This window comes from Pseudomonas sp. 21615526 (genome assembly GCF_013386245.1).
Lineage (GTDB): Bacteria > Pseudomonadota > Gammaproteobacteria > Pseudomonadales > Pseudomonadaceae > Aquipseudomonas.
Map to the genome: position 1 here is coordinate 1 of NZ_JACAOM010000082.1, position 22,629 is coordinate 22,629.

The 22,629-nt window shown below is 59.8% G+C and carries 26 protein-coding genes; 12 read left to right on the forward strand and 14 right to left on the reverse strand.

Translation table 11 applies throughout. The annotated features are described in order from the left end of the window. Positions 1-21 precede the first annotated feature (21 nt). Both HX786_RS23010 and nudK read right to left on the reverse strand, forming a co-directional pair. Entirely contained in the window at positions 22-1,224 is a 1,203-nt protein-coding gene (locus HX786_RS23010; RefSeq protein WP_178912634.1) for a lipase family protein, read from the reverse strand. Continuing rightward, positions 1,224-1,811, reverse strand: coding sequence for a GDP-mannose pyrophosphatase NudK (nudK, locus tag HX786_RS23015; protein WP_087692406.1), 588 nt, complete (start codon positions 1,809-1,811; stop codon positions 1,224-1,226). Before nudK ends, HX786_RS23010 begins: the two co-directional genes overlap by 1 nt. A gap of 82 nt (positions 1,812-1,893) precedes the next feature. Here nudK and HX786_RS23020 point away from each other — a divergent pair, with 82 nt between their 5' ends. Next, positions 1,894-2,649: a DeoR/GlpR family DNA-binding transcription regulator gene (locus HX786_RS23020; protein WP_178912635.1), complete on the forward strand. Its 756-nt coding sequence runs from the start codon at positions 1,894-1,896 to the stop codon at positions 2,647-2,649. 3 nt (positions 2,650-2,652) lie between these two features. On the opposite strand, the gene HX786_RS23025 is transcribed toward HX786_RS23020, so the two are convergent. Beyond that, positions 2,653-3,498, reverse strand: a complete 846-nt coding sequence (locus tag HX786_RS23025) for an SDR family NAD(P)-dependent oxidoreductase (protein WP_178912636.1) — start codon at positions 3,496-3,498, stop codon at positions 2,653-2,655. Positions 3,499-3,629: 131 nt separating this feature from the next. Between HX786_RS23025 and HX786_RS23030 the strand changes: the two genes are divergently transcribed. From HX786_RS23030 to HX786_RS23040, 3 genes are all read left to right on the forward strand, one after another. After that, positions 3,630-4,517 (forward strand): LysR family transcriptional regulator, encoded by an 888-nt coding sequence (locus tag HX786_RS23030; RefSeq protein ID WP_177068553.1) that lies wholly within the window; start codon positions 3,630-3,632, stop codon positions 4,515-4,517. A 98-nt stretch (positions 4,518-4,615) separates the two neighbouring features. Continuing rightward, the gene (locus HX786_RS23035; protein ID WP_178912637.1) at positions 4,616-5,557 is read left to right on the forward strand and encodes an alpha/beta hydrolase; all 942 of its coding nucleotides are present in this window, start codon (positions 4,616-4,618) and stop codon (positions 5,555-5,557) included. A 398-nt stretch (positions 5,558-5,955) separates the two neighbouring features. Then, positions 5,956-6,744: a DeoR/GlpR family DNA-binding transcription regulator gene (locus tag HX786_RS23040; RefSeq protein ID WP_003207411.1), complete on the forward strand. Its 789-nt coding sequence runs from the start codon at positions 5,956-5,958 to the stop codon at positions 6,742-6,744. On the opposite strand, the gene HX786_RS23045 is transcribed toward HX786_RS23040, so the two are convergent. The 3 genes from HX786_RS23045 to HX786_RS23055 are packed head-to-tail and all read right to left on the reverse strand — an operon-like array spanning position 6,702 to position 8,131. Continuing rightward, positions 6,702-7,460, reverse strand: coding sequence for a DUF72 domain-containing protein (locus HX786_RS23045; protein WP_178912638.1), 759 nt, complete (start codon positions 7,458-7,460; stop codon positions 6,702-6,704). The genes HX786_RS23040 and HX786_RS23045 overlap by 43 nt on opposite strands. Continuing rightward, complete coding sequence (locus HX786_RS23050; protein WP_008435015.1) at positions 7,460-7,891, reverse strand: hypothetical protein; 432 nt, start codon at positions 7,889-7,891, stop codon at positions 7,460-7,462. Before HX786_RS23050 ends, HX786_RS23045 begins: the two co-directional genes overlap by 1 nt. Positions 7,892-7,906: 15 nt before the next feature. Then, positions 7,907-8,131, reverse strand: a complete 225-nt coding sequence (locus HX786_RS23055; RefSeq protein WP_087692412.1) for a hypothetical protein — start codon at positions 8,129-8,131, stop codon at positions 7,907-7,909. Positions 8,132-8,328: 197 nt separating this feature from the next. On the opposite strand from HX786_RS23055, the gene HX786_RS23060 reads away from it, so the two are divergent. Next, positions 8,329-8,832 carry a DUF4142 domain-containing protein gene (locus HX786_RS23060; RefSeq protein WP_003207404.1) on the forward strand — a complete coding sequence of 168 codons (504 nt, stop codon included), beginning with the start codon at positions 8,329-8,331 and terminating at the stop codon, positions 8,830-8,832. A 29-nt stretch (positions 8,833-8,861) separates the two neighbouring features. After that, a complete protein-coding gene (locus HX786_RS23065; RefSeq protein WP_003207402.1) occupies positions 8,862-9,422 on the forward strand; it encodes a type 1 glutamine amidotransferase domain-containing protein in 561 nt (186 codons plus the stop codon). 54 nt (positions 9,423-9,476) lie between these two features. Here the strand turns inward: HX786_RS23065 and HX786_RS23070 are convergent, their stop codons facing one another. Then, positions 9,477-9,698 (reverse strand): PLD nuclease N-terminal domain-containing protein, encoded by a 222-nt coding sequence (locus HX786_RS23070; RefSeq protein WP_003207401.1) that lies wholly within the window; start codon positions 9,696-9,698, stop codon positions 9,477-9,479. A 156-nt stretch (positions 9,699-9,854) separates the two neighbouring features. Here HX786_RS23070 and HX786_RS23075 point away from each other — a divergent pair, with 156 nt between their 5' ends. From HX786_RS23075 to HX786_RS23090, 4 genes are all read left to right on the forward strand, one after another. Next, complete coding sequence (locus HX786_RS23075) at positions 9,855-10,412, forward strand: ATP-dependent Clp protease proteolytic subunit (protein ID WP_008435011.1); 558 nt, start codon at positions 9,855-9,857, stop codon at positions 10,410-10,412. Positions 10,413-10,602: 190 nt separating this feature from the next. Then, positions 10,603-11,079, forward strand: a complete 477-nt coding sequence (locus HX786_RS23080; protein WP_008435010.1) for a hemerythrin domain-containing protein — start codon at positions 10,603-10,605, stop codon at positions 11,077-11,079. A gap of 104 nt (positions 11,080-11,183) precedes the next feature. After that, positions 11,184-11,360 (forward strand): KGG domain-containing protein, encoded by a 177-nt coding sequence (locus HX786_RS32370; protein WP_177045051.1) that lies wholly within the window; start codon positions 11,184-11,186, stop codon positions 11,358-11,360. A 66-nt stretch (positions 11,361-11,426) separates the two neighbouring features. Further along, positions 11,427-11,747 carry a hypothetical protein gene (locus HX786_RS23090; RefSeq protein WP_087692413.1) on the forward strand — a complete coding sequence of 107 codons (321 nt, stop codon included), beginning with the start codon at positions 11,427-11,429 and terminating at the stop codon, positions 11,745-11,747. A 4-nt stretch (positions 11,748-11,751) separates the two neighbouring features. Here the strand turns inward: HX786_RS23090 and HX786_RS23095 are convergent, their stop codons facing one another. Then, positions 11,752-12,951: a lysozyme inhibitor LprI family protein gene (locus HX786_RS23095; protein ID WP_178912639.1), complete on the reverse strand. Its 1,200-nt coding sequence runs from the start codon at positions 12,949-12,951 to the stop codon at positions 11,752-11,754. A gap of 78 nt (positions 12,952-13,029) precedes the next feature. Further along, on the reverse strand, positions 13,030-14,088 hold the full coding sequence (locus HX786_RS23100; RefSeq protein ID WP_178912640.1) for a YhcG family protein: 1,059 nt from the start codon (positions 14,086-14,088) through the stop codon (positions 13,030-13,032). Between the two features lie 180 nt (positions 14,089-14,268). Between HX786_RS23100 and HX786_RS23105 the strand changes: the two genes are divergently transcribed. Next, positions 14,269-14,925 (forward strand): metalloregulator ArsR/SmtB family transcription factor, encoded by a 657-nt coding sequence (locus tag HX786_RS23105; protein WP_178912641.1) that lies wholly within the window; start codon positions 14,269-14,271, stop codon positions 14,923-14,925. A gap of 261 nt (positions 14,926-15,186) precedes the next feature. Here the strand turns inward: HX786_RS23105 and HX786_RS23110 are convergent, their stop codons facing one another. After that, positions 15,187-16,203 (reverse strand): hypothetical protein, encoded by a 1,017-nt coding sequence (locus HX786_RS23110; protein WP_178912642.1) that lies wholly within the window; start codon positions 16,201-16,203, stop codon positions 15,187-15,189. Positions 16,204-16,297: 94 nt separating this feature from the next. Further along, entirely contained in the window at positions 16,298-17,203 is a 906-nt protein-coding gene (locus HX786_RS23115) for a LysR family transcriptional regulator (protein ID WP_177028170.1), read from the reverse strand. A gap of 208 nt (positions 17,204-17,411) precedes the next feature. Here HX786_RS23115 and HX786_RS23120 point away from each other — a divergent pair, with 208 nt between their 5' ends. Further along, complete coding sequence (locus HX786_RS23120) at positions 17,412-18,140, forward strand: helix-turn-helix transcriptional regulator (RefSeq protein WP_158213527.1); 729 nt, start codon at positions 17,412-17,414, stop codon at positions 18,138-18,140. A gap of 6 nt (positions 18,141-18,146) precedes the next feature. Here the strand turns inward: HX786_RS23120 and HX786_RS23125 are convergent, their stop codons facing one another. The 3 genes from HX786_RS23125 to HX786_RS23135 all read right to left on the reverse strand — a co-directional run bounded on the left by HX786_RS23125 (position 18,147) and on the right by HX786_RS23135 (position 22,411). Then, complete coding sequence (locus HX786_RS23125; RefSeq protein ID WP_003207383.1) at positions 18,147-19,463, reverse strand: OprD family outer membrane porin; 1,317 nt, start codon at positions 19,461-19,463, stop codon at positions 18,147-18,149. Between the two features lie 238 nt (positions 19,464-19,701). Further along, entirely contained in the window at positions 19,702-20,205 is a 504-nt protein-coding gene (locus HX786_RS23130; RefSeq protein ID WP_178912643.1) for a FadR/GntR family transcriptional regulator, read from the reverse strand. Between the two features lie 73 nt (positions 20,206-20,278). After that, positions 20,279-22,411 carry an FUSC family protein gene (locus HX786_RS23135; protein ID WP_087692419.1) on the reverse strand — a complete coding sequence of 711 codons (2,133 nt, stop codon included), beginning with the start codon at positions 22,409-22,411 and terminating at the stop codon, positions 20,279-20,281. Positions 22,412-22,629 lie beyond the last annotated feature (218 nt).

Consider the following 22,629-nt stretch of genomic DNA (forward strand, 5'->3'; position numbering starts at 1 on the left):
CGGATATACCTCCCCAAAAAGCTACCCCCCACAATTCCCACCAATCACCTCCCCCGCAAACGCCTTACGCACAAACAGCGTCGAGTCCACCAGCGAACCATTGACCGTAGCGGAGTGATCCAGCTCAGGATAAAAATGCCATTCAATCCGGTCCCCGCCCTTGCACGCATCCCTGACCAGCGCCTTTTGCCCAGGCACAAACACATCCTGATCCCGCCCCCCCGTACCGACAAAAACCGGAATATCCGTCTTCAACGTCGGATACGCCGACTCACGATAAACCTTGTCGAGCGCCTCTTTCGGCGACCGCTTGAAACTGTCATTGAAGCTGAGCCCATCAGCCATCACCCGCTGCTCAATGGTATGCAAACAATCCCGCCGGCTGCTCTCAAACGCAGGCACTGCACGCTCGCTCAAGTAATCCGCAGCCACAAACCCAGGATCAAACAACGTGACAGTACTCAGCCGCAGCAAGTTATAGGCAAAGGTCGGCACCACCGAACTGCGGGCCTTTTCCAACTCGGCACCGTCTCCCGTTTTATGGGCAGCCGCGTAAGGCGTACCGGTCGCCACCACCCCCACGATATCCAACTCGGGCGCATAGTCTTTCGCATAGACCGCCGTGGCAAACGCAGCACGGCCACCCTGTGACTGCCCAAACACCACCACACGTTTGGAGAGTTCGAAACCACCCGCCCCTACCGCGCGAATACTGTCGAGCACCCCATAGGCCAGCGGACTGGTCAGCCCATACGGATGCAGGCCAGGCGTCCCAAGCCCCTGGTAATCGGTAGCGACAATCGCGTAGCCCTGAGCCAGCCAATAATTGAGATAGCGCGTATCCCGAGGGCTGCGACCGGCGAACGACGGCGCGCAGATATCGGCACTCCCCACCGTGCCGTGGGCCCACGCCATCAGCGGCCAGCCACCCGGCGGCGGTGTGCCCTTGGGCAGGAACAGCGCACCGGAAACGACAATCCGTTTATGGGTATCGAGACCGTCGGTGGACGTGTACAGGATGCGAATATTCTGCCCCGCCTCGACCAGGCTTTGCTGATCGGTCAACGGCTCGCTGCGCAGCATCCGCCCGGGTGACGCGGGCACCTTGTCCGCCCAGGTATAGAACGCGGGAACACCACCATCACCGACGGGCGTTTGCGCAGCACTCACACCACTGCATCCCGCCAGCAACACCGCCAGCGCAAGCGATAACCGACGCGACATCACCAGCCCTCTTTCAACATCCGCAATTCAAGGTACTGCAACAACATGATGGTCTTGCCGTCGACGATCTCGGCACTGTCCACCATGGCCAGGGCCTCCTCGAATCCCAACTCCAGCACTTCGATATCCTCACCTTCATCCTCCAGCCCGCCGCCATCACTGACTCGGTCGCCAGGCTGATATTCGCCGATGAAAAAGTGAATGCGCTCGGTCACCGAGCCCGGGCTCATGAAGGCCGAATAGATCTTTTCTACATGGCCCACACGATAGCCCGTCTCTTCTTCCGCCTCCAGGCGAATGCGTTCCTCGGGGCTGGCGTTGTCCAGCAGGCCGGCGGCAGACTCGATCAGGTAACCGTGGTAGCCGTTAACGTAGGTAGGCATGCGGAACTGGCGAATCAGCAACACCGTGCGCCGCTCGCGGTTGTACAGCAGGATCGTCGCGCCATTGCCCCGGTCATAGATCTCGCGGGTCTGGGACTGCCAACTGCCGTCGCGGCGGCGCAGGTCAAAGGTGTACTTTTTCAGCACATACCAATTATCCGAGAGCAGTTCTTCGGCGTGGATGCGGACGGGACTGTTTTCCATGGCAGGACCTTTTTGTCTTGTGTTATTCAGCATGTCGTGCAAAATCGTGCACAGTCAAGAAAAAACGTGCAGGAAGCTTCCGATGCTGACCCAACAACGTAAACAACACCTGCTGGATACGCTGCACCGCGACGGCCGGCTGATTGCCAAGGAGTTGAGCCAGGCACTGGAGGTTTCCGAGGACACTATTCGGCGTGACCTGCGGGAAATGGCCAAGGAAGGTTTGCTGCTGCGGGTGCACGGCGGCGCCTTGCCGGCATCCCCCGCGATGGCTGATTTTTCGGTTCGGGAACACTTGGTACCCGAGGAAAAAATCGCCATTGGCCGGACGGCTGCGCAACTTGTGCAGCCCGGCCAGGTGGTGTTTATCGATGGCGGTACCACGTGCCTGCAACTGGCCCATCACTTGCCGGCGGACCTGAATGCCACCGTGGTCACCCACAGTCCGTCGATTGCCATGGCCCTGGTGGATCATCCGCAGATTGAAGTGATCATGCTCGGCGGGCGGCTGTTTCGCCACTCACTGGTGGGGGTGGGGGCGGCCACGCTGGAGGCCATCGGCCGGGTCAATGCCGACCTGTATTTCATAGGGGTGTGCAGCGTGCACCCGAATGCCGGCCTGTCTACCGGCGATTATGAAGAGGCAGTGGTCAAGCGCGCGTTGTGTCACGCGGCCGCAGAAACCATCGTGCTGGCCACCTCGGAAAAGCTCAACACCGCGTCGCCCTACCAGGTGGTGGAGCTGGCACACGTCAGCGCGATCGTCGCATTGGCCAGTACGCCGCGTGCCCTGCTGCAACCCTACGAAGCTCAGGGCCTGACGCTTTACCTGGCGTGACCGTCAACAGTCCTTGATGGCTTGCCATGACGCGGCGACTTGCACAGCGTCCGAGGCGTTGACCCGCGCCAGGTCAACCGGATACTCGACCCCCGGATTTTCCGCGAACCGCGTGGCGGTGAACTGGCCGTTGCTGGCACGCAGGATATAGCCGCTGTCCTGGCACGCTGCCGAAGCCAGGAAGATCACGCCAGGCGTGACCCATTCCGGCTTGAGGTTGTGCGGCTCGCCGGTCACGCCCCACATGCGGGTCTTGGCCACGGGTGAGATGGCATTGACCAGGATCCCGGCCTCCGCCCCTTCCCCGCTCAAGGCATTCATGATCCCCAGTTGCGCCATCTTCCCCGCGCTGTAGGCCGCCAGGCCCGGCTGGACGTAGCGCGTATACATCGCACGGTCGGAGGTGGTCAGCACAATGCGGGGTGCGGCAGATCGCGTGAGGTGCTGCCACGCGTGTTTGCACAGCCAGATCGGTGCATAGACATTGACGTCCATGGCCCGCCGGATGAAAGCCTCGTCGGCGGCCTCGATGGGCTGATAGCCGACCCAGCCAGCATTGTGGATCAGGATATCGAGCTGCCCGAAATGCGTGATGGCGCACTCGATCAGCGCTCGACACCCCGCTTCGCCGGACAGGTCACCCGCGTGGCCAACCACCCGCAGGCCTTCACCCTGCAGCGCCAGCGCGGCCGCCTGTACCACCTGGGGATCAGCCCCATCGCCGAGGGTGTCGGCACCGATATCACTGATTACCACCTGCGCGCCGAGTCGCGCCAACTCGCGCGCATAGCTGAACCCCAAGCCACGGGCGGCACCGGTCACGATTGCGGTTTTACCTGTAAAGTCCATCGTCGCGTTCTCCTGATAGGCACTCCACCCTAACAACCCGTGGCCGTCCTGTTTAATACTGAAAAACAGCGATATTGATACCTGCGCCGTATCAAGCCCCACACCGCCATCTACCTGAAGGAACAGCCCAGATGATCGAAACCCGCCTGTTGCGCCAGTTCGTTGCCGTTGCCGAAGCGCTGCACTTTCACCAGGCCGCAGAGCGCCTGCATATGGCGCAGCCAGCGTTGAGCCAGGCGATCAATCGCCTGGAGGCAAAGTTGGGGTTTGCCCTGCTGCAGCGTGACCGTCGTGGCGTGAAGCTGCTGCCAGCCGGGGCGGCGTTTCTTCAGACGGCCTACACCGTCCTCGGGCAATTGCAGCAAGGCATTGAGCAAGCCCGGCAGGTGTCCCAGGGAACCGCCGGCACGCTCACCATCACCTCGGTGTCGATCACCGGCTATCCGTGGTTGCTGGATACCCTCAGGCAGTTTCGCCTGGCGTTCCCCAGGGTTCAGTTGGTGATCAAGGAAATGCCCTCTGCCAACCAGGCCAAGGCCTTGTTGAGTGGTGATACCGATATCGCTTTTTTGCGCTACCTGCCAGGCCAGGCAGATAACATCGAATCCCGGCTGCTGCTGGATGAACCGATCCTGCTGGCGCTGCCCGCAGACCATCCGAATGCGGATGACGTCGCTATCGAGCTGAAGGACTTTGCCGGCGCCGATTTTGTGTTCACGCCCCAGGCATTGGGCAGTGGCTATCACCACCAGTTGATCGCTTTATGCGAGGCCGCGGGCTTCTCTCCAAGGGTGGTCCAGGAAGCCGATCAATTACCCACCCTGATTGGCCTGGTGGCGTGCGGGTTTGGTGTGGCGCTGGTGCCGCAGTCCATTGCCCGTTCGATGCCCCGTGACAAAGTGGCGTTTGTGCCCCTCGCCGCCGCGTCCTCCAGCATCGGGCTCTACCTAAACTGGAACACCAGCCATTCTTCCCCCTTGGCCGGGCACTTCTTTTCTCTGCTGGACGAGGCGATGTAATACTTTGCAAGCAATGTCCGGTGACGACCGTCTGAATATTTCCTGCGCGCCCAGGGCATCTGTTAAAACCCGTGCTTCGCCTGTGTCCTGGAACCTTCATGTCTTCACGTTTTCTGTCCCGTCTCGGCCTGCGCTGGTTTCCCCTGCTGTGCATGGCCGCCCTGATCATCGGCCTGCCCGTGGGTTGCGCCGTGCTGCAACACAAGGAACGCGAGTTGCTGTTTCGCGTGGAGCCAGGCACTGCCAGCTGGTACAGCGGGTTGCCGCGTGATGTGCAGGAATTCGACCTGAAACCCGCGAGTTTCAAGGCAGGGCAGAATATTCATGGCTGGTGGTGGCCAGCGGCACAGAAGGACGCGCCGGCGATTCTCTACCTGCACGGCGTGCGCTGGAACCTCACTGGCCAACTGTTTCGCATCGAACAGCTGCGGGCCCTGGGCTTTTCCGTACTGGCCATCGACTACCGCGGCTTCGGCCAGAGTCGAGGCGACCTGCCGTCGGAAACCAGCGTGTACGAAGACGCGCGCATTGCCTGGGAACGCTTCCAGGTGCTGCAACCCGATCCTGCCAAGCGCCTCATCTACGGGCACTCCCTGGGTGGCGCGGTGGCCATCGACCTCGCGGTGGAACTGGGCAAGCAAGCAGCGGATGATCATGTGCCGCCGCCAGTGCGCGGACTGGTCATCGAGTCCACCTTTACCTCCCTGGCAGATGTTGCCACGGCGGTAGCCAATACGTCATTGCCGGTGCGCTGGCTGCTGTCGCAGAAGTTCGATTCCATTGACAAGATCGCTGATATCCACATGCCGCTGCTGGTGGTTCACGGGCTCGCCGATGCCTTCGTGCCACCGCGCTTCAGCCAGCAACTGTTTGACGCCGCCCAACAGCCGAAACACCTGTTGCTGGTACCCGGTGCCACTCATAACGACAGCATGCGACTGGCCGGCAGCAGTTATCGCCAGGCGTTGGACAGCCTGATGCAATCGAAGCGCGCCACTCAGGTTGCCGGGCCCTCCACCGGGCGCCCAAACGACTCGTAAATCTGCATTTCGGCACCGGTTTCGCCGGTGCCTGTCAAGGCGCAAAGCCTGCCCATGCTGGCCATAAACAGTGACTGATCAAATATTAACCGCAGGTTAAATCGCCATACCCGCCGGGCTCAAGCGAAGTTATCCACAGAGATACCCACGGTTTTCGTGGACAACTCTTTTTACTTTTTTACGATTATTTTGCTCGGTAATGCCCTTCTGGAAAGCTTGGCGGCAGCAAAATCTCCTGCATCACTTCGCGAATCGAAACATGGGGTTCGGTACCGGACCGGGTGTGGTTTTTCCATGGTGCTCAGCTCACTCGGCAGGGCATCACCGACACCCCAACCCATTGCGTTTGCGCCTAATGCTGATTAATCTCGCATAAACACGCATCAACGAGCAAAAACATGCATAACACCCATGCTGCCATCGACCTGCCCTCCCTGCGCAAACAGAAAATCCTGTTGCTGCTGGAGCGCGACGGTAAAGTCACTGCCTCGGAGTTGGTGGAGCATTTCGCCGTTTCCCAGGACACCATTCGCCGCGACCTTGGCGAACTGGCCTCCGCCGGTCTGCTGCAACGCGTGCATGGAGGTGCGCTGCCACGGCCCAAGGACACCGGCAAGGATTTCTTCACCCGGTTTGGCGAAACCACCGCGACCAAACGCCACCTGGCGCAACTCGCCGCCGATCGCGTGGAGGACGGCCAGATCGTGCTGTTCGACTCCGGTACCACCACCCTGCAAATCGCCCAGTCACTACCGCATTCCATCAAGCTGACCGCCGTCACGCACTCACCGATGATTGCGATCGCGTTGTCCGAACATCCCAATGTGACGGTGATCCTTGCCGGTGGCCAACTCAACCCGGTGACCATGGCCGCCAGCGGGCATGAAGCATTGCGGCTGATCCAGGGCATCAAGGCCGACCTGCTGTTCACGGGTGTGTGCGCACTGCATCCACAGGTCGGTATCAGCTCGTTGCACTTCGAGGAAGTGGCGGTGAAACAGGCTATGCTCGACAGCGCCTCCCACGTGGTGGCAGTCACCCTGGCCGACAAGCTGGGCGCCGTGGAGCCATTTGTGGTGGCGCCGTGCAGCCGCATTCATACCCTGATTACCGAGTGGCACGTGCCGCCGGGCAGCGTCGAGGCTTATGAATGCCTGGGGCTGGAGGTGATGCAAGTGGATGCCTGAGGGGCGAGCATCGCTTGGAGGGCAAGCGCATCGACCAGCGCATGACCGCTGGCCGTATTATCGAAAATACACCAGGTCGGAATGCCCTCCTCCAGGGAGGCTCTCAATACCTCGGCCAGCGCGCACAAACGCTCGGTTTCGTAAGCGCTGTGATAGATACGCGGCGAACCATGCAGGCGCCAATAACGCACGCCTTGCCAACCTTTCGGTACATCCCCATAAGCGATCACCGGCGGGTCAGCGGCGACCCGTCCTATCTGGTAATCCTGCAAAAGCCCGCCGGCCTGCGCCCAACTGGCGTGTCGCGGCTCCAGCACCACAGGCCCAGGGAAGCGTTGACGCAAGGATGTGAAAAAGCCGCCGGCAATGATCGGGTCGTAGCTTAAAGAAGGCGGCAATTGCACCAGCAGGCAGCCCAGGCGGTCGCCCAATTGCAGGCACTGTGCAAGGAACTCATCCAATGCCGTATCGCAGTCACGCAGACGTAATTCATGGGTGATGTACCGTGGCAGCTTGACCGAAAAACCAAAGCCCGACGGCACTGACTGCGCCCATCGTTCGTAGGTCTGCGGGCGATGGGGGCGGTAGAAGGAACTGTTGATTTCAACCGCATTCAAGCACGCGGCATAACGTTGCAGATGAGTGCCCTGCCGGGGAAATCTTGGCCATTGCTCACGAGGCAGGCTCCAACCGGCACAACCGAGAAAAATCGGCATCAGAACAACACCGACGCCGCATCCCTCATGAAAATCTCCACCGTCTTCGGCCCGACGCCCTCGAACGCATTCAAGCGTTTTTCAAACTCCCCACGGTCGGCACTGGCATCGTGGATATGGCTGATCTTGCCCGCGTACTCCGCATTCAACTTGCTGCTGAGGTCGAGCAGGCGTTGCGCGGTGCTTTCGTCGTAACGCACGTAATGCGCCTCACCGAGCATGGCCACCAGTTCGCGAGAGGTGCAGTGTTGCAGTTTGCGCGGGGTGTCCCGGCCATGCTTCACCACAATCACCTGATAGGCCTGCGCCGCGATCTGCGCCTGAATGCGCTTGCCCATCAGGAAGCTGGCGACAAACCACTTGAACAGTGCGTTGTCATCACCGGGCTTGAGCTCAATACCCAGTTCCCCGGCGCTGATGGATCGCCCCATGACTGCCTCCGTTCTTCACTGACCCAGCTTGCGCTCGGCCTTGGCGGCTTGCTCGTTGATCTGCTCGGTTTGCCGTTGTGTGTCCTTGATGGACGTCGGCGTGATCACCTTATCAACGGTTTCAGTCTTGGGGTTTGGGCGCTGCAAGGAACTGTCCTTCTCGTCAAGCTGGCGACCTTTCTGCGCCTGTTCGGAGCTGATTGCATTGGGGGTTTTGTCAGTGGTTTTTTCAGTGCCCATGGTGATTCTCCTGCTGTTAAAAGATCAGGCTCCAGCGCGGAGCCGTTATGCAGCAGAGCCCATGATTTTTTGATAGTTCAAGGAAATTGCGTGGGCTGCGGCCCGGAGAAATAAGCGCAAATTAATTTAAACCTTTTGCTCAGGCACCCGCTCAACAGTCAGGTAACGGCATCGCGCCACTCTTCAGGAGAAGCATCATGAAGCACTTGCTGATGAAACAAATGGGACTGACCTTCGCGCTGGCCGCGGGCTCGATGGGTGTGGCCATGGCCGCCACTTCCAATGACTTCGTTGACGCCGCAGCCCAGGGCGGCATCACCGAAGTAGAAGCCGGCAAACTGGCGCTGGAAAAGAGCGGTGCCGCTGATATCAAGGCGTTTGCCCAGCACATGATCACCGACCACACCAAGGCCAACCAGGAGCTGACGGCCCTGGCGACGAAGCTCGACATCAAGGTGCCTGACGATGCCAGCCTCACCGACAAGGCCAAGAAAATGATCCTGGAAATCCGTGAAGAGTCCTTTGACAAGGCTTACGCCGACAACCAGGTAAAGGCCCACGAAGACACCGTGGCCCTGTTCAAAAAAGAAGCCGCCTCCTCGGATAACGCCGAACTGAAGGCTTTTGCCGAGAAGACCCTGCCGACTCTCGAAACCCATCTGAAGATGGCCAAGGAGTTGCAGTCCCAGCACGCCAATTAATCATTGACCCACTCAGGAGACACTCGACCATGAGTTCGCAACTGCACGGCAAGAAGATTCTGATCATCACCTCCAACACCGGTATCGAGCGCGACGAGTTGCTCAAGCCGCTGGAAGCCCTGCGTGGTTTCGGCGCCACGGTGACCCACGGTTCCAGCAAAGGTGGCAGCACCCAGACCTTTCTCAAGGACACCGAGAAAGACAGGACGGTAGAGTCCGACGCCAAGCTCTCGGACCTGCACGGCAGTGACTTCGATGCACTGGTCATCCCCGGGGGCACCGTCAATGCCGACACCTTGCGCCAGGACGCCGATGCACTGCGGCTGATCAACGACTTCGTCAAGGCCGGGAAAACCGTAGCCGCCATCTGCCATGGCCCTTGGGCCCTGATTGATGCCGGCGTGATCGGCGGCAAGACCCTCACCTCCTACAAAAGCGTGCGCACTGACCTGGTCAATGCCGGCGCAGCAAACTGGGTGGATACGCAGGTGAAGGAATGCCCGGCCAATGGCTGGACCCTGATAACCTCGCGCACGCCCGACGATTTGCCGGCGTTCAATGAGGCCATTGCCAAGACACTGGCGGCCTGACGCCCGCCAATGCAAACAGGCGCCCTCGGGCGCCTGTTTTTTTTCGATTCTGTCTTAGCCTTTGCCATGCTCAGTGGCATGTGTCGCCCGGTTCACACCCTTGGGTCCAAACAGCGCCCAGAGGATCAGCCCCAACAGCGGCATGAAGATCAGTACCACCAGCCATAACCCCTTGGTCTCCCAGCCACTGCCACTGCGCAGAACGCTGTTGATCGCCCACAGTTCCAGCAGCACCAGAATCACCGCCAAGCCAATCCAGACATATTCGATTTGCATGATTCATCCTCCTGAGGTCGTATGCGTTAGGTCAAGCAACGCGCCCGAGGGTTCATTAAAATTGCAACGGATGGCTCTCGCCCAACGGTTGCGGCACACGGGCCGTAACCTTCTAGACTCAAATGGACACTACCTTTTACCCCTCGGAGGCCCGGGATGACCGAGCACATCATCCACTTTCACTGCCAGATCGATCAGGGCACCACCGAGCGCTTTCGTGATTGCTGCCTGGACGCGATCGATCAAGGCGCCAGTTCGTTGCTGTTGAACCTGTCGACCACCGGCGGCAGCACCAATTTCGGTTTTACCCTCTACACCTTCCTCAAGTCCCTGCCGGTGCCGTTGTGTGCGATCAATGCGGGCAATATCGAGTCCATGGGCATCATCATGTTCCTGGCGGCAAACCGCCGGATCACCACGCCACACTCGCGCTTCCTGATCCATCCGATGAACTGGTACTTCAACCAGAACTCGGTAGACCACCAGCGCCTGCGGGAATACCTGTCGAGCCTGGACAACGACCTGGCGCGCTACGTGAAAATCTACGAACTGGAAACCGCCAGCGCCGAAACCCACCTGGATATTTTCAAGTGCCTCTCGGCCGAGGAAAAAGTCATCGCCGCCCACGAGTCACTGGCCTACGGGATTGCCCATGAGGTCGAGCAGATCGTGTTTGCCGACGACATCAAGCACTGGAAAGTCAGCGGCGGCTAGGCATTGTTTAATGCATGCAAGCCACCACTCGACCGTGCAACCTGCACGACCAGAGCCGCTTTTTATCACACATAACCTATTGTTTTATAAGCAGATAAATATTTTGTTCAACTTGGTACAACTCATGCTGTAGAGGTCTGCACAGGCGGGCAATTCGACCCGCCCTTTCGCTACCCGTGAGGTGTCACCCATGAATGCCATTGATCTTCTCAAGGCCGACCACGAACGCGTCAAAGCCATCCTGAACCAGCTGAGTGAGTCTACTGAACGCGGCGTCAAAAAGCGCACCGAGCTACTGGCGAAACTGGAAATGGAAATCAGCCTTCACACCCGCCTTGAGGAAGAAATCCTCTATCCGGCTTTTCGCAAGGCTGGGGGCAAGGATCAGGAAATCATGTACCACGAGGCCAAGGAAGAACATCGCACTGTCGACTCCCTCGTCCTTCCGGACCTGAAGCAGACTTCGCCATCCACCACCGAGTTTTCCGGCCGGGTGAAAGTCGTCAAGGAACTGTTGGAACACCACATCGAGGAAGAAGAAAGCGAGATGTTCCCGCAGGCCAGGAAGCTGTTGGGCAAGGCCTTGCTGGAAGAGCTGGGCGCGGAGATGGAAGCGATGAAAGCCGCGCACAAGAAAGCACCCGGCGCGAAGCCAATGGCGGCTTGATGTCCATTCGTCGCATGCCTGGAAACTATTTCAAACTTTGAATTGGGTGGAGGATTCCCAATTAGGCAACACCATTGATTCGCTCATCATTGAGGGTTTTCAAAATGGCTAATAGTGGAAAAACTACCCCAGGTGCTGGTCACAAAGACCAGAAAGACCCAAACCGTAAAAGCGGCGGCCAGGGTTCAGGCGGCAACTTCGCCAATGACCGCGAGAAGGCTTCTGAAGCGGGCAAAAAAGGCGGGGCTCATAGCCACGCCCCAGGCTCCAAGAAGTCTTGATTGAGGCGTCGCCGAAGCCTGGATGTGCTCCGGGCTTCGGTCCCCATCGCCACGAGGGATTGAGTCATGAAGACCAGCATTTCCCAAAGGATCGTACTTGTCGTCAGCCTGGCGCTCGTTCTGTATGCCCCCGCCTACGCAGCCTTCGGCGACAACACTGCCCCCGAGGCGCCCGCCCTGAGCGGCAACAGCGCTCCTGGCTCGGCACTGCCGCCCGGCACCTATCCCAGCAGCCCGTCCGGGGCTGACAGCAGTGGCAACAAGGACGCTGAAACGAAAGCACCTGCACCGTCTAAAACCGTGAAGAGCACGCGCCATAAAGGCACCTCGACCCAGCATCCCGGTACCAAGACCGGCAAAAAGGCCGTGCCAGAATCGGGCAGTTGACCGATTAGTTCTCGCTGGGGCCGCCGATAAAGTCCAGGCGCAGGTTCATCCACTGCCGAACGATTTCCCGGGCTGCTTGCCTGGCATCAGCAGCAGAGAAGCCGCGCTCGCGTTGCAGCCAGTCACTCGTCGCTTGCCGTGCGGGCTCAATGGCGGCCAGCGCTTGCTGGCGTTGCCTGGCAGGCCACTGTTTATCCGCGCCCCAGTTGCGCAGGGCTGATTCCGGGTCCTGGGACTGCGCTGCGGTGCCTGGCTGGAGAAACAGCCGAGGCGAAGCGGTGGCCTTGAGGGAAAGCGTGTTCCAGTCGGCGTAGCTGGCAAAGCGGATGGTGCCTTCGTTCTGCGATGCAGTGGACAAAGGCTCGGTAAACGAATCGTCCAGCCGCTTCCAGGCCGGCTGTGCAAACAGATCACCCTGAGGGGCACAAATCGGCGCAAAGCTGTCGCGGGTGGAGCCGTACAACGACCCGAACGACTCATACCCGACCTCACCCTGCCGGCTGAAAACGAAACAGTGCACATACGGGCGTTGGTCGGCGTACATCTCATACTGTTGGCGCTCGATCATCATGCGCAGCAAGGTCAACATCACCCGGTCACGGCTGACAGCAGGATCATTCTGCAGGTCCTGCCAGATCGACCAGGGAAAACTGTCTTCCTTGAGTGCTATGAGAACCTGCTTGCGATTCTCCTCGGCCTCATTCTCCGTAACGCCACTGTCAGGTTCAAAACGCTGCAGGTAGACAAGCCAGGCGGCGGCCAGATCGTTCATCGGGTAGCGCCGAAGCCCTTCAGCTGCCTGGGCCGGATGGTATGGAATACTGGCAATGATTGCGTCAAGGGCTGCGGTGTCTTTGTGGGTGATGGTTCCCACCTCGACCACTCTCTGGCTCAGTTGAGATTGCAGGCAGCCGGGCAATTGTTCGGGGGCACCGGCACACGCGTTGCGAGTCTGCAACCACGTGCGCTGGCCACGGCGCAATTCGTCGCGCTGGTCGGGTGCCAGTTTGGCCATTGCCTGGCTGTAGTAAACGCTCAGCGTAGTGTCGAGTTCGCTTAATTCAGGGCTGGCGCAAATGGCCTTTTCCACCGTGGTGGAGGCCTTTTTACAATCGAAGGACGCGCCACTGGCAGGCATCGCTGCGCCTATCAGCGCGCCAGCGAGCAACAACATTGGGTAGGCAGAATGAATACGGCGGGCCATGGCTTTCCTTGGGTGAGTTCCTTTCAAGGCGCTCATTGTGCCGACGCGATTGCCAATGTCCAGCCTGTCGGCACAGTACTACGAAGCACTGGCCATGGAGGGGCGATCACTTGCCAGTTCACGTTCAATCTGTTCGATGCTGGGCAGGCTGGTTTGCAGCTCTGCCGGCAGGGATTCCACCAGCTGATACTCGGCAACCCCAATAGGACGGGAGCTGTCACGCAGAGCGTATTCGGCCACTACTTCGTTCTTGCTCTTGCACAGCAGCAGGCCGATGGTGGGGCTGTCCTGCGGGTGCTTGAGCTGGGCGTCTACCGCAGCGAGGTAAAAGCCCAACTGCCCCAGATGGTCGGGTTTGAATTTACCGGCCTTGAGTTCGATCACCACGTAGCACCTCAGCTTGAGGTGATAAAACAGCAGGTCGACGAAAAACTCCTCGCCCCCTACGTCCAGCAATACTTGCCGTCCCACGAAGGCAAAACCGGCGCCCAGCTCCAGCAGAAAATCGGTGACATGTTTGACCAGGGCGTTTTCGATTTCACGCTCCTGCGCGTCAAGGGACAGGCCCATGAAGTCGAAACGGTAAGGATCTTTAAGCGATTCGCGAGCCAGGTCGGATTGCGCCTTGGGTAGAAGCCCCTCGAAGTTGCTGACCGCATTGCCGCTGCGCTCCAGCAGGCGACCCTCGATTTGCATCACCAGGACGTTGCGCGACCAGTTGTGCTCGATGGACTGGGCAATGTACCAGCGACGGGTTTCGCGCCCGGGCAGCCTGTCCAGCAACACCAGGTTATGGCCCCAGGGCAATTGTGCAGCAGCCTGTTGCACAAATTCGGAGTCCGGCCACGCCTCCGCAAATGCGCGCATGTACTTCAGGTTACGCGGCGAAAAACCCTTCATCTCCGGAAATGCTGAACGCAAATCCTGCGCCAGCCGCTCAATCACCTTGGTCCCCCAGCCCTGCCGCGCTTGCCGGGTCAGAATATCCTGGCCGATTTGCCAATACAGCAACACCAGCTCGCGGTTTACCGCCAGGGTGGCGCGTTGCTGGGCGCAGTGGATTCGACTCTTGAGATCGGACAGCCAGTCGCTGTATCCCTCGGGTGGTGTGTTCAGGCTATCGGGGGTCTCACTCATTCCTTTTCCCTCGTGGGTTGGGCAGGCGGCCGATAGTAGCGAGGGAAAAATGCGTGATGGGCCAGCAGAATGCTTTCGATACAAATCAACTGGAACCGTACCTTCAGGCGCATCAAGGGGTGCCTCAACATGCGTGCTGTGGTCAAATGAGCCGGTCACTTCCATGGTTATTCCCGATCTATGAACGCCACACCCACCGACGGCAGCCAGGCATCCACCGGGGACCGCATTCTGTTCCTGCTCAAGACCCGTGGCCCGCTGAAAACCACGGACCTGGCTGCACTGCTGGACATCACCTCCGAAGCCGCCCGCCAGCAAATCCAGAAGTTGCAGGTCGCGCAGTTGATCGTCGGCGTATCAGCCCCCATCTCGGGTGCCGGCCGGCCCTCGTTGAAGTGGACATTGACCGAAACCGCCCAAAGCAAATTCCCCGATTCCCACAGCGTACTGACGTTGCACCTGATCGAGTCCATTGAAGGAATTTTTGGCAGCGAAGGCGTGGAAAAAGTCATCGCCAGCATGGAAGCGACGGCCAGGCACGAATACACCCAGGCCTGCTCCGCCGCGTCGACCTTGCGGGAGAAAGTCGAGATCCTGGTACAGATTCGAGAACGCGCCGGGTACATGGCGCAGATGGAGCCGCTGGACGATGGCTGGCTGCTGGTGGAGAACCACTGCCCGATCTGCGTCGCCGCCCGTAAATGCCAGGGGTTCTGCCGCTCGGAACTGCAGATCTTCCAGGCAGCCCTGGGCGATGAGAATGTGGTGGAGCGGCGCGAGCATTTGATTTCCGGGGACCGGCGCTGCGCCTACAGCATCCAGCCCCGCCGCCTGTAAGAAAGAGGCTGCGATGGGCTGCGCAGCAACCGCAATTCCAGCGCCGCAGTGTCCCGGATACACCAACGGTTCAGGATTCACGAGCGCTGCGCAGTCCATCGCAGCCTAAGCCTCACGCCGTACTCAAGCCCATTGCAGGAAGGACAGATTCCGGTGTAGTGGCGCAATGCCCACCAATCATATAACCAAGAGAGATCTTGGATAATACGTTGAGCGCTTTGAATTACACAAGCCAATACTTTTTACGGTGCCGTAAACAGCCTAAACCCTGACCCCCAGCATGCCGCTGGTAATGATGATCGTGACTATGGCGCCCATGCCGATCACCAGCCAGGTCAACAGCGAACTGCGTGACTCGCTGACATTGTGATTACGCAATACACCTCGCAAACCACAACCCAGATGCCCAATCAGCAGGAACACCGCCAGCGAGTAATGCGGCAGCAGCCGAATGCTCCATGGATCCGCCAATAACCCTACGGGCTCGGCCACGGCCCAGGCGTAATCGGTGTCGGTGCCGAAGTAACGCGCCAGGGTAAACACCGAGTTGATATGGGACGCGATAAACAGCGAGAGATAGGTGCCGGAGGCGGTCTGTAACGCGTCCAGCAGGTCGGCACGCGTGACGGTCTTCGGGCGAATCAACACCAGCCCGCTGAGAATCTGAAAGAAAAACGTGACAATGATCACCGGCTCCAGCCAGCCATTGCGATACACCCGTCGCAGCACGTCCATCACCGACTTATGCACATCGGTACCCAGTACACCCAGGAGGTGGTTGAACAGGTGCGGCGCGAGAAACACCAACAGGATCGCCACCGAGGCGATGCCGTGGGCGACACGCAGCTTGATATAGGTCTTGTCCAAGGTCACCAGGCTGGTGCTCGGGCCCGTTGACGACACCATCGCAAAAAAGCCCGCCAGCGCCAGCCACAGCCAGCTCCATACCGCGATGTCGTGGCCCTCGATTTTCATCAGGTACAGCAAGACGCCCATAAGCGTGTACGCAGGAGGCGCAGCCACCGCCAGGCACGACAAGCGTCGCGCCAGGACCAGGCGTGCGCTCATGACCGGTTGAACACCGGTGACATACACACAGGCAAACGCCAACAGCGGCACCGCATAGGCACTCAGGATCAGCGCCAGGACGACCGGGGTGCCGGCGCCTGCCACATGCGCCTGGTTACTCCACGCCAGCGCCCACGGATAATACAGCGCCGCGGCGAACGGCAGCAGCCACAGCCATTCCAGCCAGGGTTTGATAGCTTTGCTTAACATATTGATTTCCCGGTGATAAATATCACCCGGATAGTGCCCAGCCATCGCCACCCGCGACAATTAGGCACCCAGGCAAAAGCCTTTTACCCAATGGTCATGCCTGGAAGGCTTGCACCATGTAGTCGACGAACAGCTTGACTCGCAGCGGTATCTTGTCGCGCTGCCGATAGCAGATGTAATGCCCCCTGCCCCGCGCCTGCGCCGCATAACCCGGCAGCAAAACGATCAAACGCTGTTGCGCGATCCAGTGCTGCGCCTGATAGCCGGCCAGCTGTGCCACACCACCGCCGGCTACGGCCGCGAGCGCCACTAGCTCCGGGTCATTGAACAACTGGCTGTAAGGCAACGGCAGCCGTATGAACTGCCCGTCGACTTCAAACTCCCACACATGCGGCTTGCCCGACTGTGCCAGGCGAAAGGCGATAGTCTTGTGCGCCGCAAGGTCTTCCAGGGTCTGCGGGTAGCCGGCTGAGTGCAGGTACTCAGGCGCGGCGCAGGTGACGAAACTCATCGGCGCCAGTTGCCTGGCGATCACATCGGCGTTCTCCAGCCGCCCGTTGCGAATCGCGACATCCACGCGACCTTCGGCGAAATCCACATGGCGATCATTCAGATCAAATTCGAGGGTGATGTCCGGGTGGGACTTACAGAACCCAGGCAACAGCGGCGCAATGCACTTGCGCCCAAAACCCACGGTAGAGCTTACGCGCACTACGCCGGACGGCGACTGGGTAGCGTGTTTCAGCGCTTCGGTCGTGCGCAACAGATGCTCGACACTGGGCAGGCACTCTTGAAAAAACCGGCGCCCTTCCTGCGTGACCGCTACGCTGTGGGTCGTGCGTTCCAGCAGCTTGATCGCCAGTTGGGTTTCCAGGCGCGTAATGCTGCGACTCACCGAAGGCACTGAAATGCCCAGGTCGCGTGCTGCCTCGCTGAAGCTTTCGCTGGCCGCGACTTTCATGAAGGCGATGACGCCGGCGAAGTTTTTTCCGATGGACATCGGTGAGGTTTCCTTGAAGGGCGCACGCCAAAAGCATCGACAGTACCCAACCGCAAACCCAAGCGCCCTAGCCAATCCGACGGTTTTTCGGTAGGCCAAACTGCGGCTTTACAGCCCTTTTGATCTGGCACAAAATCCCTCCTTATCTAGAAAATATCGGGATCGCGCCATGCTTGAACACCCATCGATTAAGTTTGGCGCGGCCCCCGTGCAAGGTTTGGTCCGGGAGTATTTGCCCGGCTTGCGTGAACCTCACGTTCACCCGGAACACGCGCAAATCATGTACGCCATCAAAGGTTCGATGACGGTACTGACGGCCGAAGGCATCTGGGTTCTGCCACCGCAGCGGGCGCTCTGGATTCCGCCAGGTGTCAGCCACACCTTCAAGCATTCGCGTCAGGTGTCGATGCGTACCGTATATGTGCGTCAGGGCGCGGCCAGCATTCCACCGTGGGCCCGCTGCGCAGTGTTAAATGTCGGGACGCTGGTGCGCGAGCTGATCCTGGCCTGCGCGCAACTGCCAGGCGAGTACCCCGAGCACAGCCGCGAAAGCCGCCTGGGCACCGTGCTGCTGGACCACCTGGCATTGCTTGAGCAAGACGCCTTTTACCTGCCTGAACCCTCGGATAAACGCGCGGTGCGCGCCGCCAACCTGATCAAGCAAAACCCCAACGACACTCGGCCGCTCAAGGAAATCGCCTTCGAGGTAGGCGCCAGTGCACGCACCCTGGAGCGGCTGTTTGCTGCCCAGACCCGCATGGGCTTCGGCGCCTGGCGCCAACGCTTGCGGATGATGGTGGCCCTGGAAAACCTCGCGGCGGGGGAAAGCGTCAGCAGCACCGCCGCCGCGATTGGCTACGAAAGCTCCAGCAGCTTTATCGCCGTGTTCCGCTCGGTGTTCGGTTGCAGCCCGGCCAGGTATTTCGCCCAGCGTTGAGCCGGCCTACAGCAAGGGAATGCTGTAGCTGACCATCAACCGGGCTTCGTCTTTGTCAGCGCTGTCATTACCCCGCAGCACCGCACCACGCCACATGAACCCAATCCCCTTGAAGGTGCCGGCAGGAATCACATAGTCAACCCGCACGTCCCGCTCCCACTCGGTATTGTCACGACCTGCCGTGCGGATGTGGCTGCCATGTATGTAGGTGACGCTGGTCTTCAGCCCCGCCACGCCCAGGTTCGCAAAATCATAGGCATAGCTGGCCACCGTGGCCTGTTCCCCGGCGTTGACGAACTTCAACGACTGGGAGTTGGTGATCAAATACACCGAGCGGCCCTGCCCCTGGTTGATATGGGGGAAGTCACTTTCGCCCGTGGTTTTCTGATACCCCAGGCTCACCGAATGGCCTTGCAGCGAATAAGTAAACAAGGCACTCCACAGGTTATTGTCGACCTTGCCATTGTTGACGCCCGGCCCGTAGTAACCCGAGCTGACGTAGCCCTCGGCACGCCCCGCCGCACTGGAGTTCTTACCGTCCGAGGTACTGTGGAAGTAGCGCAGGTCACTCTTGAACTGGCCCACCGGCAACTGCCAGTTGTGCACCAGGCCGAAGAAGTGTTGCTGGTAAAAGTTTTCAAGATTCGCGTAGTAATACTGCAACTGCATCTGCTTGCTTACGGCGTAATCCACACCACCGTAGTAAAACTGATTGCTGGACGTGCCCTTGACCGGATCGTTTGCGCCAGCGATGGACAAGCCCTGGCCGTTGCTGGAGTTACGGTCAAGCACCTGCTCGATTTTGCCGGCGACGAGGTTGAAGTCTTTCAGGTCCTTGGAGTCCACCTGGTAGCCACGAAAAGTCTGGGGCAACAACCGGCCGTCTTCATACATCAGTACCGGCACCCGGGGCATCAGCGTGCCCACTTTCAGTTGGGTCTGGGAGATGCGCACTTTGCCGGTGACCCCGGTCTTGCTGAAATCATTGGCAGCCTTGCCATCAGACAGCGGGAAGACGCTACCGGGTGTGTTGTCCTCCCCCACCTTGCCGGCACGCCCTGACGCATCCAGCCGTACGCCGTACAGCTCTTGCAGATCCAACCCCAGGCCCACCACCCCCTCGGTGAAACCGGACTGATAATTGAACATGAAGGCCTGGCCCCATTCCCGGTCCGAGGCCCCCTTGGCATTGCGCGTGTCCTGGTTGAGATAGAAGTTGCGCAGGTCCAGGGTCGCTTTACTGTCGTCGATAAAACCCGATGCAGCCGCCTGCTGTACAACGCCGAAAGAAACGGCCAGGGCCAGGTAAGTCTTGTGGTTCATGAAGGCTCCGAACAGTGAACACGACTGTCCCGTCGACCCAGTGATGGCAGCCGTTTTTTATTGTGTGTTGCAGTGTTTTCATTCGACGGGAGGCGCGCACGATATAGGCCTGGCGGTTGTGAAAACAGCCGCCAAAACGGGCATTCACTTTTCCAGTTTTTGTAACAATGAGGACGACGCGCAGGCGTCTGGAACGGGCTTTCCACGAAGGTCTTAAGTCAACTGCGAGTACAACGACTCACGCTGCAGTGCCGTCTCGCTCCGACAGCCAGCGGAGCTTTTCCAGCATGGGATCGAACATCGCGCGTACCGCCTCGACTGCCGCGTCTTCATCGCCAAAGATAATCGCCTGGACGACTTGCGCATGGGCTTCAAGCCCCGGCTCATACAACTCGTTGTCGGCAAAAATCGCCAGATACTGGCTGTGGAACGAAGAGCTGAATGCGCGGTACATCGACTGCAAGACCACGTTGTGGGAAGCCACGGCCACCGCACCGTGCAAGGCCTGGTCGCGGTCGACGAAATCGTCGAGTTGATCCCCGAGGTTATATTCGCCACGCCGCGCCAGGGCGTGCCACAACCGGCGGATATCCTCCAGGGTGCGACGGCGCGCAGCGAGTCGGGCGGTTTCGACTTCCAGCAGGTACTGGGCCTCCAGGTGGTCGCGGATCGCGCTACGTTGTTCACGAATGCCATCGATGATCGAGGCGACCCAGGCGTGATTGCAAAGACCGACGTACATGGGCCACTCCTGAAAGATCATGCCCCTCGAGTATGGAGATTGATGCTCACCCAGACTCCTTCCGGCCCGCCAACTAGTCGCTCGATTGCGCCACTTTTTCTCCCGGCTGGTTGTAGTGGACCAGCGGCGATTGCGGGTCGAGCAGCGAGGTGCGGATGAAGTGCAGGTAGCTTTCCACCCGTCTCAGGGCTGAAGTCTCAAAGTTCCCGGCGAATGGCTCATCGGTCTGTTGCACGCACTCAATGGCGTGCTCGACAGCCTCCAGCGCGCGCTGCAAATAACCGGGCCCAGGCTTGACGAACAACCGCACCAGTGCGCGACCCATTGCCCGGATGGCGAGGCGCCAGGGCATGCTCTCGGCGTAACAGGCCTGCGCCGGCAACCGGGCCTGCTCGCGGCGCAACTCGATGATCGCGTGCCCCACGTCCAGTACCACGAACGTCCAGCGCAGCAGGCGATGCTGCACCGATGCCCTGCCCGCCGCAAAGTTGTAGGCCTGGTTGAGCAGGTCGCGGGTGCCGCTTTCGAAACCGGAGCCCAGCGCCGGCAACGGCGCGCTGATGGCAACCACCACCTGGCGGCGCAGATCCTGTTCCAGCCGGCGCCACAGCCAAGGGCTGTTGGGTGGCAGGATAATCGCCCCCGCCGCGGCGCACACCAACATGCCAAACACCATGGCGAGATAGTCATTGATCAGCCCGTAGGGGTTGTACAGCGTCAGGTTGGCAGGCACTGAGCTGGTGCCGAAAAACACCAGCATGCCCAGGCCATAGCCGGCCAATTGCGGCCTCGCCAGCCAGAACGAACCCAGTACGATCACCGGCGCCATGACCACGCACAGCAACGGAAAACCGTCGATCATCGGGTACACGAAAAACACTTCGAAAATGCCAATCACCGCTGCCAGTAGCGTACCGCAGGCGATTTGAAACGACATGCGCCTGGGGTTGGCAGAGAACGCCGACAGGCCTACGGTCAGCGCCGACACCAGGGTCATGGCCGCGCCGCTGGGCCAACTGGTGGCAATCCACAACGTACTGAGCACCAGTAACACCACCGCGGCGCGCAACCCGGCCGCAAGGGTCGCCAGCCAGTTGGTCCGAGGTTGAAACGGTTCGTTCCATTGCTCTCGCACATGGTTGTGATCGGCGAGGGACGCATGCGTCTGGGCGTAGCTGTGCAGCTCGTCGACAAAGCGGTAGAGCAGTTCATACGCGGTGTGAAAGTCCAGCAGGTCATCGGCTACGGGAGCGGTATGTTGCAACGCCGCACGCAGGCGCCGGACCCGGTCTGGCAAGCCGGCTTTGTAGACTTTCAGTTCGGTGGACAGCACGGCCGCGTCACGGTCCGTCAATGGGTGCCCGGCGAAGGGTTTGAGCAGCTCGGCCAACGCGATCAACCCCGGATCGACGGCCTGGACCACCTCCACGCCACCGCGCAGGCGAACCCGTTCAAGCAGTTGATGCAGCGCGTTGAAACGCGTGGTGATCGCCATGAACTCGCTGTTGAGGCGGTTGATTCGCCCATTGCGCTGGCGCATGTAAGGGTCTTCGAACACGCTGACGCTGCGCATTACTTCCAGGCCAACGGCCTCGGCGATAAACCCCAGGTTGGCGCTCTCGAAGGCCGCCTGGTCACCGGTATCACGCAGGCGCTGCCGCACAAATCCGGCAAAGCGGCCAAAGCGTTGGTACAACGTGTTGCGCATCGCCACGCTGGAGGTTTTAGGCAATACGGTGGCGCTGATCAGCGTCGCGCAGACGATCCCCAAGGTGATCTCCAGCACTCGCCAGACGGCCGCCATGAATACCTGCTGCGGATGGCCCACCACGGGAAGCCCGACCATCACCGCCGTGTAGCCGGCGAGCACAAATCCATAGGCGCGGAAGTTGCGATTGCGCGCGGCACCACCGGAACACAACCCCACCCACAATGCCAGGCCCGCGAGAAACAGCTCGGTGCTCTGGGCAAACAGGGCCATCAACAGCACCATGAACGATGAGCCCACCAACGTGCCGATGAAGCGATAGATACTCTTGGCGAGGACGTGCCCGCTGTGGGGCTGCATCACGATAAACACAGTGGTGATCGCGGTGCTCGGTTGTGGCAGTTCCAGGCGCATCGCCAGCCACAGGGTCAGGTACGAGGCGATCAATACCTTGCCCAGGTAGATCCACATCACCCCATCGCTGCGGGCCCACTCCATGAAGCCCCGGCGCCAGGGCAGCGACACCAGCCAGCGGCCCGCTCTACCGGCGATATTGAAACGACGAACAGTGAGTCGAGGCACGCGACCTTCCGGCTGACGGGAAATGGGGCGGCGACTCTAGGGGCTTCCATGCGCCCCGGTAAGTCATCAGAAACGTGAATGACTGTTACGTAAAAATCCACAATAAATAGCGTTTACAGCCGTGGATGAGTTCA